Source organism: Actinocorallia aurea (assembly GCF_054783995.1).
This window is the reverse complement of record NZ_BAAGPQ010000002.1, coordinates 689,223-703,410: the sequence shown is the minus strand read 5'-3', so window position 1 is coordinate 703,410 and position 14,188 is coordinate 689,223. Positions and strand designations below refer to the sequence as shown.

The following is a 14,188-nucleotide window of genomic DNA, read 5'->3' as shown; positions in this document are numbered from 1 at the left end:
GGCACGCCGCGGCCACCTCGCAAGCCGCTGCGGCGGAGGGTGATGGATGCGAAACTCTCCGTCATGAGCTGGCTTCGGAATCTGGGCGGGGCCGCGGCGGCGGTCTCCGCGCTCGTCGGGGTGGCGGCGTCGTGCGCCGCGTGCGAGGGCGTGGAGAACGCGACGGCGGGCGGCACCGGGCGCGACGGCTTCCCACGCGCGGCGAACGGCCGCGACGCCGACGCGTGCTTCGACGGGAACTGCGAGATCCTCGTGGACGGAAGGACGGAGATCCCGCTGCACGAGCGCTTCGGCTTCGCGACCTTCTCCTTCGACCCGTCCGACTCGACCTGGCGCTACACCTACCTGACGGGCGGCACCGGCAAGATGCGCGTCAGCGGCCTCGGCGCGAACGCCTCCTGGCTCGGCACGTCCCCGGCGCGCATGCTCAAGCTCCGCATCCTCGCCCGCGACGGCGACAAAGCCGTCATCTCGCTGAGCTCCGGCTGACCGGCCCCCTTCTTGCGGTCCCGGCTGGTGCGGTGGACGGCGCGCGCCATCGAACCGCGCGGGAACACCCCGATGGCAGGCGTGAACAGGGCGCCGACGATGCCGCCCTCGCCCATCAGCAGGAGGACGCCACGGCGTGTGCGACGGGAGGCGTGTGGGGGCGTCAGGGTCCGGCGAACCAGGAGCCCAGGAGGGCGGCGCCGCCGTGCCAGGCCAGGGCGGCGATCTGGTCGACGAGGGCGGCGCGGGGGAGGGTGGCGCCGGAGGCCAGCCACCAGTCGATGGCCGCGGTGGCGGAGCCGAGCATGGCCTGGGCGCTGGGCGCGGCGAGCTCCGGCGCGGTGCCGGTGTCGGCGAGCATCGCCTCGATGGCCTCGGCGAGGCGGACGAGGAGCGCGCCGGGCCCGTCGGGAGGGTGCGAGAGCGCGCGGTACAGGGCGGGTTCCGCTTCGGCCCAGGCGAACAGGGCGTCCAGCATCGCGCGGAAGCGGTCTTCGGCCGGCCCGGGGGCGACGGCCGCGGTGAGCATCGCGGCGAGCAGGCGGTCGGCGTGGCGGTCGCCGAGGGCCGCGAGGAGCGAGGGCCGGTCGGGGAAGGCGGCGTAGACGGCGGAGCGCGCGTAGCCGGACGCGCGGGCCATGTCGCTCAGGGACGCGGCGGGGCCGTGCGCGCGCAGGGCGCGTTCGGCGGCGTCGAGGAGGTCCGCGCGGCGCCTCGCCGGGTCGACCCCGGGGCCCGCGGGCCTGCCGCGTCCGCGCCGATCCGCCACGAGGCCATCGTAGGGGCCCTTGACGCGCCCGCCCAAAAAGTACAGCTTGTCTTTTATGCGCATCTGGGATGCAGTGCCCGGCGAGTTCGACCTCGCCCTCGACGAGATCACCGGACGGCTGCCGGAAGGCCTCACCGGCACCCTCTACCGCAACGGCTCCGGCCGCTGGGACGTCGGCCCGACCGCCGTCGACTGCCTCTTCGACACCGACGGCATGATCGGCGCGTTCGCGCTCGACGGACGCGGCGTCCGCTTCCGCAACCGCTTCGTGCGGACGCGGCAGTACACCGCGTCGGTCCGCGCGGGCCGCCTGACCACCCGCGGCCTCGGCCGGCAGCGTCCGGGCGGGATCGCCGCGAACATGCTGCGCCCGCCGGCCAACACCGCGAACACCAGCGTCCTGGTGCGCGACGACCGCGTCCTCGCCCTCTGGGAGGCGGGCCGCCCGCACGAACTCGACGCCGACACCCTGGAGACGCGGGGCACGACCGACCTCGGCGGAGTCCTCAAAGGGCTGCTCGGCGCCTACTCCGCGCACTACCGGCACGACCCGGAGACCGGCGCGGTGGTGAACTTCGGCTTCGACCCCTACCTGCCGCGCGTGGACCCGCGCTGGGTGCACGCCGGAGTCGATGCCGAGGAACGCCGGAGCAGGCTGCGCGAGACCCTCGCCGAGGCGCGCCCGCGCATGCGGTTGCGGCTGTACGAGACCGACAAGGCGGGCGTCACCCGCTACCTGCGCGCGGTGCCGCTCGCCGGCTTCCCGCTCATGCACGACATGGCGCTGACGCGGAGCCACCACGTCTTCGCCGCGACGCCGATGCGCTTCGACCCGGTGCCGATCGTCACGGGCACCGCGCCGATGATGGAGTCGCTGAACTTCGCTCCCCGGCAGGCCGCGGTCTTCCTCCTCGTGCCGCGTGACGGAGGCCCGGTACGCACCGTGGAGACCGACCCGTTCTTCTTCTTCCACTTCGTCAACGCCTACGACGAAGGGACCGACGTCGTCATCGACCTCGTCCGGTACGCGCCGGAGACCTTCGAGAACGCGAAGGCGTTCTTCGCCGACGTCCGCAGGGCCGAAGCGGCCGTCGGCAGGCTGACCCGGTACCGGATCCGGCCTTCGGGCGCGGTCGAGACCGAGTTCCTCAGCGGGGCCGCGGTGGAGGCGCCCCAGTTCGACCTGCGGCTGTCGGCGGCCGAGCACCGCTACAGCTACGCCCTGGCCCGCACCGACGGCGTCACCGCCCCGCTCGGCCCCGGCTTCGGCATCGCCCGCTTCGACCACCGCACGGGCGCGACCGACGCCTACGCCACCCCCGACGACGTCCTCGTCGAGCCGGTCTTCGTCCCGCGCGAGCCCGGCGCGGCCGAGGACGACGGCTGGATCCTCTCCGTCGGCTACCACGCCCCGTCGCACCGCAGCCGACTCATGGTCTTCGACGCCGCCCACCTCCCCGACGGCCCCCTCGCCGAGGCCTGGCTCCCCTTCCACCTCCCCTTCAACTTCCACGGCGCCTTCACCCCGCGTGTCGCCCGCCTCTGACCGCGCTAGCCCGAGATTTCCTGATCGCTTGGATTCTGTCGGTATATGCCGCCAAGATCGTGCGCATGGTCGATCCCTTGAGCGCCGAGGAGCGCGCGGCGGACCTCGCCGAGCAGATGCTCGAAGAGTCCTACTACCTCCCGCGAACGATCGTGGAGTACCCGGCAGGCGCCGGCACCGTGGAGCGGCGGGAGGCGCTGCGGCCGGTCTACGACGCGATCGTCGCGCGGATCGGCGAGCCGACCCTGCTCTGCGCGACCGCGGGCGGGCCGAGCGTCCGGTGGGCCCGCCGCACCGACACCCTGCTGCTCGCGGGGGACCGCACGGCCGCGACGCTCGTCTGCGTGGACACCGGGCAGTTCATCGAGAAGGAACGCGAGGAACTGCTGAACACCTATGCGGCGTTCCCGCCGCACGAGCCGCCCTACCTGTGGCGGCTCGACCGCGGCGGCCCCGGGGTGACCGCGTACAGGCGGTACCACGGCCGCACCGAGACCGAAGTGAACTGGGACGAGTTCGGCGACGCCCTGACCCGGGTGCTGGAGTCGTTCGTGGAGCACATGCCGGTGCAGGCGGGCGACGGCTACGCCGCCTTCAAGCTGCGTGGAGGCGGCAGGAACATCCTGCTCAACCACGATCCCCGCGACAAGGGCGAGGAACTGTGCGCCATCGTCGAGGACCGCGGCCCGGAGGGCGAGGACGTCATGCGCGCCCGCGGGTGGCGGACCACCGACCGGTGGAACCGGTGGCGGATCGACCTCCCCGAAGCCGACCCCGGCGCGCCCGCGGAGATCGCCCGCGTCGTCATCGCCGAGCTGCGGGGCCGCGGCGTCCACGGCCCCGCGAGCGTCCGGGCGCATGACGCGACCGCCGGGGACATCGGGGACCTGTGGATTCCAGGGCTCGGCGTCGGCATCTGACCGAGGCGAGCGGAGGGGCCCTCTGACGCGACGTGAACATCCGGACGACAGGGGATGAACTTCGCGTTCCCGGGCGAACCCGGATGCGCGCGGGGGCGTCCTCAGAGGCCCGGAGCGGTTCCGACCACGGGGCCGCACGGCGTCGAGGAGGACGGTGTGCGCAGATCGCTGGCACTGTTCGTGGCCGCTGGGATGGCCGTAGGAACAGTCGTGCAAGGAGCGTCGGCGGCGGAGGCGGCAAGGAAGCCCGCCAAGGCCGGTGACTTCAACGGAGACGGAAGGGTCGACATCGTCGCGGGCCACCCCGGGCTCGCGGTGAAGGGCCGCAAGAAGGCAGGGGGAGTGCTCGTCCTGAACGGCGGGCGCACCCTCGGCAAGAAGTGGCGGACCATCACACGGGACACGGCGGGGGTGCCCGGCCGCTCCCGCACGAAGGAGCGGTTCGGCGCGGAACTCGTCAGCGGGGACTTCGACCGCGACGGGTACGCCGACCTCGCGGTCGGCTCGGAAGGCAAGGTCATCGTCCTGTACGGCTCGAAGAAGGGCCTCACAGGCAAGCGGGCCAAGGAGATCTCTCCAGGGTTCCCGGCCAAGCCGGACGGTCCGGGCAGTGCGCAAGGCGCGCCGGACACCGTGAGGTTCGGCACCGTCATGACCTCCGGCGACTACAACGGCGACGGCTATGCCGACCTCGCCGTGCGCAGCGACCGGGGCGCGTCGGGCGTCCTCGTCCTCAAGGGCGGCAGGAAGGGGTTCGGCACGAAGGGCGCGGTGCGCCTCACCAACGGGCTCAAGAGGTTCGGGACGTTCCTGGCCTCCGCAGACGTGACCGGCGACGGCCGCACGGACCTCGTCGCCTCCCAGCAGACCCCCGACGGCTCGGCCACCGTGCCCTCGCCCGTCTACGACCAGCCGTTCGCGCTGCTGCCGGGCTCGGCCCAAGGACTGCGCACGGCCAAGGCGGTCCGCTGGTCCGTGCCGACCCGGCGCGCGCTCCGGTTCGCCTTGGGCGACCTCGACGGCGACAGCCGCGCCGACCTCGTCCGGACCGAGGACGCCGGATCGGACCCCGAGCAGGGGTTCGCCACCCAGTTGAGCACCGGCAAGGGCTTCGCGGCCCCGCGGGTGACCGTGACGGGCCAGGACTCCCCGGCCTCGGGCGTCTTCGCCATCGGCGACTTCACCGGCGACGGCCGCGGCGATCTGCTCGCCTCGATGTGGTCGTTCCACTCTTACGTCGCCTTCTACCGGGGCACCGCGCAAGGCGTCGGCCCGCGCGCCGGCGACTACGGCGGCGAGTCCGAGGCGTTCGGCTACGGGGCGCACCTCGCGCTCGCGAACGTCGCCGCGGACTCCAGGGCGGACGTCCTGTTCACCTCCACGGACGGCTACGGCGGCACCTATCTGTACCTCCACACGGCAGGGACGGCCGCCGAGCGCGTGATCCGCAAGGCCACGGGCGACGTTGAGAGCTTCACCCTGCTCAGTCCCTGACTCTCTGTGATGCACGTCTCATTGTCGCCCGGAATTGAGTCGACCTCGCTCAGGTTTACTGAGTCATACAGCTCAACGGCAGTGAGACGGCATCTGGAGGAGAGAAGATCATGAGCACTGTTTCCCTGTGGCGCCGCGACCCCTTCGCCGAGTTCGACGCCCTCGTCCGGCAGGCCTTCGGCCCCGCGTACGTGGAGCCCGCGGCCCAGCGGCGGGCGTTCGTGCCCAGTGCCGAGGTGACCCGGGACGGCCGGGACGCGGTCGTGGCCGTCGAGGTGCCCGGTCTGGACGCGGAGAAGGACGTCGCCGTCGAGGTGGAGCGCGGCAGGCTGATCGTGCGTGGCGAGCGCCGCGACGAGCGCACCGGCGAGCGCGGCCGGCGCGAGATCCGCTACGGCTCCTTCCGCCGCGAGTTCGTGCTTCCCGAGCACGTCACGGCCGACGCGGTGAGCGCGGTCTACGACGCGGGGGTGCTGCGGGTGCGGGTGGCCGACGCCTTCGCCGAGACGAAGCCCGGCCGGGTCGCGATCACCGTGGGCAAGGCCGAGCCCGTCGAGGCCGCCGCTTCCGTGGAGGCCGAAGCCGAGGTCGAGGCCACCAAGGAGTCCTGACCGAAGTGATCCGAAGGCGGGGCGCCCCAGTGGGCGCCCCGCCTTATTCGTGTGAAGTCCAGATGTGATCGTGGCCACATCGTGCCGTCGTGAAGGTAGTGACGTGGCTCACTCCAAGAGGTAGAACGTGTTCTATCTCGAAAGGAGTGAGGTGTATCACATGAGTGATAAGGGCGTGTACACAGCGCGAAGACTGCAGGTTTCGCGGCGTGGTTTCCTCGCTGGAACTGGTTCTATGTTGGGTGCCGCCGCGGTGCTCGGAAGGGCGGTTCCGGCCGCCGCCGCGCCGCCGCCCGCGCCGATCGCGTCGGGCTCGCACGTGCCCGCCCTGATCGTCGGCAGCGGCTACGGCGGCTCCGTCGCCGCGCTGCGCCTCGCGCAGGCGGGCATCGACGTCCACATCATCGAGATGGGCCAGGCCTGGGACACCCCCGGGTCGGACGGCAAGATCTTCGCCAACACCAAGAGCCCGGACGTCCGGTCCTTCTGGCTGCGCACCAAGACCAAGCAGCCGGTGTCCAGCTTCCTGGGCTTCCCGATCGACAAGGACGTCCCGAAGTACACCGGCATCCTCGACGCCGAGGACTTCAGCGGCATCACGGTCTACCAGGGCCGCGGCGTCGGCGGTGGGTCGCTCGTCAACGGCGGCATGGCGGTCACCCCGCCGCGGGCCCGCTTCGCCGGGGTCCTGCCCACTGTCAACGCCGACGAGATGTACAACATCTACTACCCGCGCGCCCGTGCGGGGCTGGGCGTCACGGACATCGACCAGTCCTGGTGGGAGACCGCCGACTGCTACAAGTACGCCCGCGTCGGCCGCAAGCACGCCCAGCGGTCCGGCTTCGAGCACGTCTTCGTCTCGAACGTCTACGACTTCGACTACATGAAGGCCGAGCAGGCCGGCACCGTGCCGAAGTCGGCGCTCGACGCCGAGGTCATCTACGGCAACAACGCCGGCAAGAAGAGCCTCCAGAAGACGTACATCCCGGCGGCTCTGGCGACCAACCGCGTGGCCATCTCGCCGCTGCACAGGGTCGCCTCGGTGACGCCGCGCGCGGCGGGCGGCTACACGGTCTCGATCGAGCAGCTGAACACCGCGGGCGACGTCGTGGCCAACAAGACGGTGAGCGCGGACCGCGTCTTCTTCGCCGCGGGCAGCGTCGGCACCAGCAAGCTGCTGACGAAGCTCAAGGCGACCGGCGCGCTGCCCAACCTGAACGGCGAGATCGGCAAGGGCTGGGGCGACAACGGCAACGTCATGTGCGGCCGCGCCAACCACATGTGGGACCCGACCGGCTCGGTCCAGTCGTCCATCCCGACGACCGGCATCGACAACTGGGCCGCGGGCGGCGCCTTCGCCGAGGTCGCGCCGCTGCCGACGGGCATCGAGACCTACGCCTCGCTCTACCTGTCGATCACCAACACGCCCAACCGCGCGGAGTTCTCCTACAACTCCGCGACGGGCGCGGTCGACCTCAGCTGGCAGAAGTCCTGGAAGCAGACGTCGATCAACCAGGCCAAGACCATCTTCGACAAGATCAACTCGAAGGAGGGGACGATCTACCGGACCGACCTCTTCGGCGGGACCAAGCAGTGGCAGGACGGCCTCACCTACCACCCCCTGGGCGGCGTCGTGCTGAACAAGGCGACGGACAACTACGGCCGCCTGGCCGGCTACAGCGGCCTCTATGCCATCGACGGCTCGCTGATCCCCGGCAACACCAGCGTGAACCCGTTCGTCACCATCACCGCGCTCGCCGAGCGCAACATCGAGAACATCATCGCCAACGACCTGTAGCCCGCTGCGAGAAGGCCTGATCGAAGGGCCGGCCGCGGGCGCGTGCGGCCGGTTTCCCCGCCCTGACCAGGCAGGTGTTTTATCAAACCGTTACCGGGAAAGCCTTGTTCCATGAACTTCTTCCGACGCGAAGGGAAAGGAACGATGAAAGAGGCCGATCCCAGCGGGCGTCAGCCCGTGCCGAGTCCCCGTTCCGAGACGCCCCCCGAACCCGTCGCCGCCGAGCCCGTCGGAGACCGCAGGGTCGCCGGGCAGCCCGTCGAGGAGCCCCGCACCGAGCGGGTGATCCCGGGCGCCGCGCAGCCCGCCCCCGAGCACCACGAGCGGCCCGCTTACGACCAGTACGGCCGAACCTCTTCCGAGCAGGCTCACGACCAGTACGGGCGCCCCGCCGCGGAACAGTACGAGCGGCCCGTCCAGGAGCAGTTCGGCCGGTCCTCGTCCGAGCAGCGCACCGGCACCCGGCCCGACGCCGAGCGTGAGCGCCGCGAGGCCGCCGCCCGGATCGAGCACGCGGGCGACTCGCTCCAGAGCAGTGTCGGCCACCTCTTCCAGCAGGCGACCGAGGAGATGGCGCGCATGGTCCGCGCCGAGGTCCGCAGCGCCGCCACCGAGGCGAACGCGGTGGCCGAGGCCAACGCGCGCAAGGCCGCGAAGATCGAACAGCGGGGCACGCTGACCGCCTCCGCCATCGCGGGTGCGCTCGGTGCGGCAGCCCTCGTGGTGGCCCTCATCGCCGGGCTCGCGCTCCTCATCCCGCTCTGGGCGGCCGCCCTGGGCGTCGGCGCGGTGCTCGTCGCCGCCGCCGCGGCGCTCGGCCGCGCGAGCGGCAGGCCGCGCACCCTGGCGCCCGCCAAGCAGACCGCCCCGCCGCCGGCCCCGCCGACCCGCGAGGACATCCCGGTCCGCCAGTACGCCCGCCACTGACCCGACTTCCGCCGAGCCCGCCGGGGAATCCCGGTCGGCTTGGCGGTGCCAAAGCCCCGGGGATGGGGGTTCCGGACCGGCCATTCATGGCCGGTCCGGATCACGTTGAAGCCGGGTTCTCAAGCTTGCGTGATCCGGGCCCGGGGGCAGAGCCCGGATCATTTTTTCAGGACGGGCGGGGCAGCATGCACATCGCGTCGAGGCCGAGGACGTGGTTGAGGCGGCCGAACGCCAGCCACGAGCCGATGCTCATGCTCAGCTCGACCACCTCGGTCTGGGAGTAGTGCGCCGACATGCGGCCCCAGAACTCCTCGTCGAGGCCGTGGTGGTCGGTGCAGTACCGCTCGGCGTACTCGGCGGCGAGCCTGGTGCGGTCGTCGAAGCCGTCGGCCGTCCGCCAGTTCGCGACGTCGTCGAGGAAGGAGTCCTCGACCTTCTCGCCGTCCCGCTCGGTGCGCCAGTCCAGGCAGAACACGCAGCCGTTGATCTGCGCGACGCGCAGCCGGGCCGCCTCGAACTCGCGCAGGCCCAGCGTCGTGTGCTCGTAGACCGACAGGGAGAAGGCCGACGCGGCGGGCCCGATGCCCGGCACCAGCTCGCCCCACACGTACAGGATGGGGTCCTTGCCCTGGGGGATGTCGATGTTCACGGAGTCCTCCTCGCGAGCCTGCCCGGAAGTAGCGGGACGTCCAGGGCGTCGTAGAGTCCCGGCTCGTTCTCGACGAGCCAGCCGATCGCGTTGACCAGGCGGCCGACGGCCGTGGCGTTGCCGCCCGCGGAGCGGTTGCCGTCCTCGTCGACGGCCTCGACGCTGACCTCGATGTGCGGGCGGCCCTCGATGATGACGCGGTGGGCGCCGTCGCCCGTCGGGGGCGTCGGCCAGTCGGGCGCGCACGCGGCGTGGATGCGGGTGACGTGCTCGATGACGATCCGCGGCGCGCCGTCGACGATGCCCTGCACCTCGAAGCGGACGGCGCCCTGCGTGCCCGCCTCGAAGTCGCCCATGAGCTTGGTGGTGACCGTCTCGTCCAGCGCGCGGCGGTCGAGGGTCTCGCGCACCTCCTCGAGCTCCACGCCGAGGGCCCGCGCGATGAGCCGGACCTGCCCGCCCCACACCATGCTGGGGACGGTCGGCGCGAGCATGGGCGGCTCGTAGTCCATGGGCTGGCCCATGCCGACCAGGTACCGGACGGAGTCCTCCTGGTCGTAGGTGGTGTAGTCGAAGATCTCCTGGCACCGGACGACGTCGACGTGCGCGCCGAGCCCGCTCATGAGGATCGGCAGGACGTCGTTGCCCCAGCCCGGGTCGACGCCGGAGACGAACAGGGAGCCTCCGCCTTCGGCGATCGCGGCGAGGACCGGGTCGCGCATCTCGGCGGGGGCGTTGCGCTGGTCGTACAGCGCGTAGAGGGACGGGGTGACCACCACCGCGCCCGCCGCGATCGCCCGCGTGATGTCGGCGAGGGCGTCGTCGGGGCGGATGTCGCCGGAGGCGGCGTAGACGACGGCGCCGGGCCGCGCGGCGAGGACGGCCTCCACGTCGTTCGTGGCGGCGACGCCGAGCGCGTGGTCGAGCCCGCCGAGCTCGCCCGCGTCGCGCCCGACCTTCTCCGCGTTGTTGACGACGACGGCGGCCAGTTCGAGTTCCGGATGGGCCGCGACGGCCCTGATCGCGGCCCGGCCGACATTGCCGGTGCCCCAGACAATCGTGGAGATCATAGGCGCAGCCTAGCAAGCGTTTGGTTGTGTGAACAGAGTCACAAAAGCCGTAGGCCCCCTTCTTCGGCCGGTGATTTCCCCGATGCCGACGGCGAAGGCCGGACTCATCCTTGCGGGGAGCGAAACCACCCCACCCTTTTCCACCCCACCCTTTTCGAGGAGAGACCATGCGCCTCCTGCGCCTGCTGCTCGGCACCGCCGCTTTCGCGCTCGCCGCCGGACTCGCCCCCGCACAAGCCGCCGCCCCCGAGTACGTCGCCCTCGGCGACTCCTACTCGTCCGGCACCGGGGCGGGGTCCTACACCGACCTGCTGTGCACCCGCAGCGCCAACGCCTACCCGGCCAGGTACGCCGCCGCCCACCCCGGCACCGCCTTCAAGTTCGTCGCCTGCGGCGGTGCCACCATCCCCGACGTCTTCGCGAACCAGCTCTCGGCCTTGGGCTCCGCCACCACGCACGTCACCATCAGCATCGGAGGCAACGACTCAGGTTTCGCCTCCACGATGCTGTCGTGCCAGTACGGCACCACCACGGCGTGCCGAAGCGCGCTGGAGGAGGGCACCGAGTTCGTCCAGAACGAACTTCCGGGGCGGCTCGACTCGCTCTACGCGCAGATCCGCGCCCGCGCGCCGCGGGCCGAGGTCGTCGTGGTGGGGTACCCGCGCCTGTACAAGCAGGGCGGCCTGTGCCTCGGCGGGCTCAGCGCGACCAAGCGCGACCTGATCAACACCGCCGCCGACGGGCTCACCGCGGTCCTCGCCGGCCGCGCCGCCGCCGCGGGCTTCGCCTTCGCCGACGCCCGCCCGGGCTTCGCCGGGCATGAGATCTGCACGACCGGCGCGTGGATCGACTCAGGCAACATCCACCCGACCGCGACCGGCCACGCCCAGGGCTACCTCCCCGTCGTGACCGCGGCCCTCGACGGCTGACGCCCCGCGCCCTTCCCGGGGGCGTCAGTCCTCGGGGAGGGCGGCGGTCAGGGCGGCGGCGCGGGCGCGGGTGCGGGCCGCCTCGGGGGCTCCGGTGCGGGACTGGAGGTCGGCGAGCATGTCCAGGGCGGCGGCCAAGGTGCCGCGGTGGGCGGGGGATCGGGTGGCGATGTCCTCGTGCAGGCCTGCCGCGCGGGCCTGGTGCGGCAGCGCCTCGCCTGGGCGGTCGGCGTCGGACAGGTAGCCCGCGAGCTTGCCGAGGGCCCGCGCGAGCGCGCCCCGGTGCTCGGGCGCGTCCGGGTCGAGCAGCGGCTCCAGCAGCTCCAGGGCCTCGGCCTGGGCCGTCGCGGCGGCGTCGGGCAGCCCGAGGCGCGCGCGCAGCGCCGCGTCGGTCTCCAGCAGCGCGACGGCGGGGCCGCGCGGCGCGTCGGGCGACTCAAGGAGATGGATCTCCCACAGCGCCCACGCCCGGGTGTGCAGGAGGTCGGCGGCCTCCAGGAGGCCGTCGTCGAGGAGCTCGTCGGCGACCGTGTTGAGATGGCGCACCGTCCCTACCGCGCTCTCGTGCGCGCGGAGCGCCGCGATCGTCGGCTCGACGTCCAGCCGGGCCAGGCTCCGCTCGCGCAGCAGCCGCATCAGCTCGGCGCCCGCCTCCGCGGGCTCCCCCGCCTCGTCGAACAGGGACACCGCCCGCTCGCGCAGCATGATGGCCTCCTCGGCGTCGCCGACGAGCGCGGCGAGGCGGCTCGACACCACGGCCGTCTGCGCGGCGAAGTACTTGCCTCCGCGCAGCAGGTGCAGTTCCTCGTAGACGTCCAAAGACTCCCGGGTCGCCTTGACGGCCTCCGCGGGCCTGCCGAGCGCCTCATGGTGCAGGCCGAGGGCGCGCAGCCCCTGGGCGACGTTCGGCAGGTCGCCGACCTCCCGGTGCAGGTCCACGTCGAACACCGCGGCGGTGAAGGCCTCCTCGGTCTGCCCGAGCGCGGCCAGGTAGATGCCGAGCGACCGCCAGGCGCCCGCGAGCAGGGGCCGGAACCGCTCGGGCTCGTCGCGGGAGAGCTCGCCGTAGAGGGCGATGGCGCGCCGCATGAGCCCGAGCGCCCGCTCCAGCCCGCCGAGCCGCTCGTGGTAGCGGCTCGCGTCGTGGAGCGCGACGGCCAGGGAGGTCGCCGCGCGGGGGAAGCCGGGGCGGTTGATGCGTTCCAGAAGGCTGACGGCCCGGTCCAGCGCCGTGACGGCGTGCTCGAACCCGTGCTCGGCCTCGCGGACCCGTCCGACCAGGCAGAGGGCGTCGGCCAGCGGGAGACCGTAGGCGAGGTCCTCCTCGTACAGCTCCTGGTACAGGGCCGTGGCCTCAAGGGAGGACTGCAGGGCTATGTCGTGCATGCCGAGCTGCTGGGCGCGCGTCCCCCGGTGGTAGAGGGCCGGGGCGAGGAGGTCGGAGTGCCCGCCCAGCTCGGTGATCACCTCGGCGGCCTCGTCCGCGGCGGCGAACGCCTCCTCGTCCCTGCCGCGGTCCTCCAGCCGGTTGCCGACCGTGACGAGGGCTTCGCCGAGCGGCCGTCCGCCCTCCCGCCGGGCGGCTTCGACGGCCTGCTCCGCCGCCTCGAAGCCGTCGTCCGGCTCGTCGAGCACGGCGAGGTGGTCGCTCAGCAGGCACAGGCAGTGGACGTACCGGGCGTCGTCACCCAGGTCCCGGAACAGGTCGGCGGCCTCCCGCACGGCCTGGACGGCCTGCCCTATGTCGCCCGCGTCCCTGCGCAGGCCGACCAGCCGGAGGAGGGCGAAGGCGAGCTGGATGTCGGGCTTCGAAGGGGACTCCAGGCTTTCGTCCCGGTAGACGCCCACGAGGTCTTCGGCGGCCATGAGCGACTCGGCCTCCGCGCCCAGCGCCGCGCAGGCCGTGGACAGGTCCTCCAGGTAGTCGGCGTACCAGTGCCGGATGCCCGGATCCTCGGCGTACAGCGCGGAGAAGCCCTCCCGCACGGACAGCAGCGCCTCCAGCGCCTCGTCCGGGCGGTCGAGGGAGGCCAGGCGCGCGGCCACCGTCTGGACCGCCGAGCAGCGCGCCATCCTCCAATCGCCGTCGACGTCCTCCCGGACCAGCGCCTGGATCTCGGCGAGCGCCTCGCGCGAGGTCTCCAGCGCCCCTTCCAGATCGTCGACGAGCGCCTGGAGCGAGCTCGCCCGGGTGAGGGAGAGCGCCGCGGAGTAGCGGTCGCCCAGCAGCCGGAACTGCTCCGCGCTCTGCCTTACCGCTTCGGTCGCCTCGGTGTACTCGTCGTCTCCGGCGAGGCTGTCGCCCCACAGCCGAAGGCTTCGCGCGTATTCGAGCCGGAGCCCTTCGCGGCCGTCGGCCAGGGCCAGGGCGAGGCCGCGGACGACCCGGCGGCTCACCACGGCGGCGTCGGTCGGGCGGCCCGCCTCGGTGAGCAGCTCCGTGTAGGCCTCGGCGTCGGCGAGAACCTCGGCCCACCGCCGCTCGTCCGCCGCGGTGAGCGACTCCAGCAGCCGGAACGCCCTCCCGCGCACCGCCACCGCCTCCTCCAGATCGCCCGAGGCGGCGTGGGCGGCGGCGAGGTCGCGCAGGACCTTGGCCAGCGGCGGTCCGGGCGGCAGGAGGCCCGCCAGGACGCGCCGGGCGGTGATCTCCCGCGGCCGGTCGCCCGCGCGGGCGAGCGCGGCGGCGAGGTCGCCCAGCCCCCGGACCAGCTCCGCGCGCAGGATCGCCGGGTCGTCGAACGCGAGCTGCACGGTCTGCTCCGCGGGCGGCGGGACCTCCGCGAGAAGGGTCTCCAGGACGGCGGTGGTCGCCGCGTCGAGCCCGCACAGCGCGGCGACGTCGAGGAGAGGATGGCGGACGGACAGGATGTGCTCCCGGAGGTGTGGGACCCCGGCGGCGTGCGCTCCGGGCGGCGCGGCGGCCATCACGGGCCGGTTCGGCGCGGGTTTCTCCCGCAAGGGGGCCCTTCGCCGCCCAGGCAGG

Annotated in this window: 12 protein-coding genes; 8 read left to right on the top strand and 4 right to left on the bottom strand. The window is 72.8% G+C overall.

The annotated features are described in order from the left end of the window. The first annotated feature begins 63 nt into the window (after positions 1 to 63). Complete coding sequence (locus tag ACYVOM_RS03445; protein WP_460301717.1) at positions 64 to 489, top strand: hypothetical protein; 426 nt, start codon at positions 64 to 66, stop codon at positions 487 to 489. A 163-nt stretch (positions 490 to 652) separates the two neighbouring features. On the opposite strand, the gene ACYVOM_RS03440 is transcribed toward ACYVOM_RS03445, so the two are convergent. Further along, complete coding sequence (locus tag ACYVOM_RS03440) at positions 653 to 1,258, bottom strand: TetR/AcrR family transcriptional regulator (RefSeq protein ID WP_460301716.1); 606 nt, start codon at positions 1,256 to 1,258, stop codon at positions 653 to 655. Between the two features lie 55 nt (positions 1,259 to 1,313). Here ACYVOM_RS03440 and ACYVOM_RS03435 point away from each other — a divergent pair, with 55 nt between their 5' ends. The 6 genes from ACYVOM_RS03435 (at position 1,314) to ACYVOM_RS03410 (ending at position 8,554) form a co-directional block, all read left to right on the top strand. Continuing rightward, positions 1,314 to 2,804: a carotenoid oxygenase family protein gene (locus ACYVOM_RS03435; RefSeq protein WP_460301715.1), complete on the top strand. Its 1,491-nt coding sequence runs from the start codon at positions 1,314 to 1,316 to the stop codon at positions 2,802 to 2,804. A 65-nt stretch (positions 2,805 to 2,869) separates the two neighbouring features. Beyond that, the gene (locus tag ACYVOM_RS03430; protein ID WP_460301714.1) at positions 2,870 to 3,724 is read left to right on the top strand and encodes a hypothetical protein; all 855 of its coding nucleotides are present in this window, start codon (positions 2,870 to 2,872) and stop codon (positions 3,722 to 3,724) included. A gap of 210 nt (positions 3,725 to 3,934) precedes the next feature. Then, complete coding sequence (locus ACYVOM_RS03425; protein ID WP_460301713.1) at positions 3,935 to 5,218, top strand: FG-GAP repeat domain-containing protein; 1,284 nt, start codon at positions 3,935 to 3,937, stop codon at positions 5,216 to 5,218. 110 nt (positions 5,219 to 5,328) lie between these two features. Continuing rightward, the gene (locus tag ACYVOM_RS03420; RefSeq protein ID WP_460301712.1) at positions 5,329 to 5,829 is read left to right on the top strand and encodes an Hsp20/alpha crystallin family protein; all 501 of its coding nucleotides are present in this window, start codon (positions 5,329 to 5,331) and stop codon (positions 5,827 to 5,829) included. A gap of 235 nt (positions 5,830 to 6,064) precedes the next feature. After that, positions 6,065 to 7,627 carry a GMC oxidoreductase gene (locus ACYVOM_RS03415; protein WP_460301711.1) on the top strand — a complete coding sequence of 521 codons (1,563 nt, stop codon included), beginning with the start codon at positions 6,065 to 6,067 and terminating at the stop codon, positions 7,625 to 7,627. A gap of 177 nt (positions 7,628 to 7,804) precedes the next feature. After that, the gene (locus ACYVOM_RS03410) at positions 7,805 to 8,554 is read left to right on the top strand and encodes a phage holin family protein (protein ID WP_460301710.1); all 750 of its coding nucleotides are present in this window, start codon (positions 7,805 to 7,807) and stop codon (positions 8,552 to 8,554) included. A 166-nt stretch (positions 8,555 to 8,720) separates the two neighbouring features. On the opposite strand, the gene ACYVOM_RS03405 is transcribed toward ACYVOM_RS03410, so the two are convergent. Together ACYVOM_RS03405 and ACYVOM_RS03400 are read right to left on the bottom strand one after the other, a co-directional pair. Beyond that, the gene (locus ACYVOM_RS03405) at positions 8,721 to 9,203 is read right to left on the bottom strand and encodes a carboxymuconolactone decarboxylase family protein (RefSeq protein ID WP_460301709.1); all 483 of its coding nucleotides are present in this window, start codon (positions 9,201 to 9,203) and stop codon (positions 8,721 to 8,723) included. Further along, the gene (locus ACYVOM_RS03400; protein WP_460301708.1) at positions 9,200 to 10,273 is read right to left on the bottom strand and encodes an NAD(P)H-dependent amine dehydrogenase family protein; all 1,074 of its coding nucleotides are present in this window, start codon (positions 10,271 to 10,273) and stop codon (positions 9,200 to 9,202) included. The genes ACYVOM_RS03405 and ACYVOM_RS03400 overlap by 4 nt, the downstream gene beginning before the upstream one ends. A 167-nt stretch (positions 10,274 to 10,440) precedes the next feature. Here ACYVOM_RS03400 and ACYVOM_RS03395 point away from each other — a divergent pair, with 167 nt between their 5' ends. Beyond that, complete coding sequence (locus tag ACYVOM_RS03395) at positions 10,441 to 11,202, top strand: SGNH/GDSL hydrolase family protein (protein WP_460301707.1); 762 nt, start codon at positions 10,441 to 10,443, stop codon at positions 11,200 to 11,202. A 24-nt stretch (positions 11,203 to 11,226) separates the two neighbouring features. On the opposite strand, the gene ACYVOM_RS03390 is transcribed toward ACYVOM_RS03395, so the two are convergent. Further along, positions 11,227 to 14,163 carry a hypothetical protein gene (locus tag ACYVOM_RS03390; RefSeq protein WP_460301706.1) on the bottom strand — a complete coding sequence of 979 codons (2,937 nt, stop codon included), beginning with the start codon at positions 14,161 to 14,163 and terminating at the stop codon, positions 11,227 to 11,229. Positions 14,164 to 14,188 lie beyond the last annotated feature (25 nt).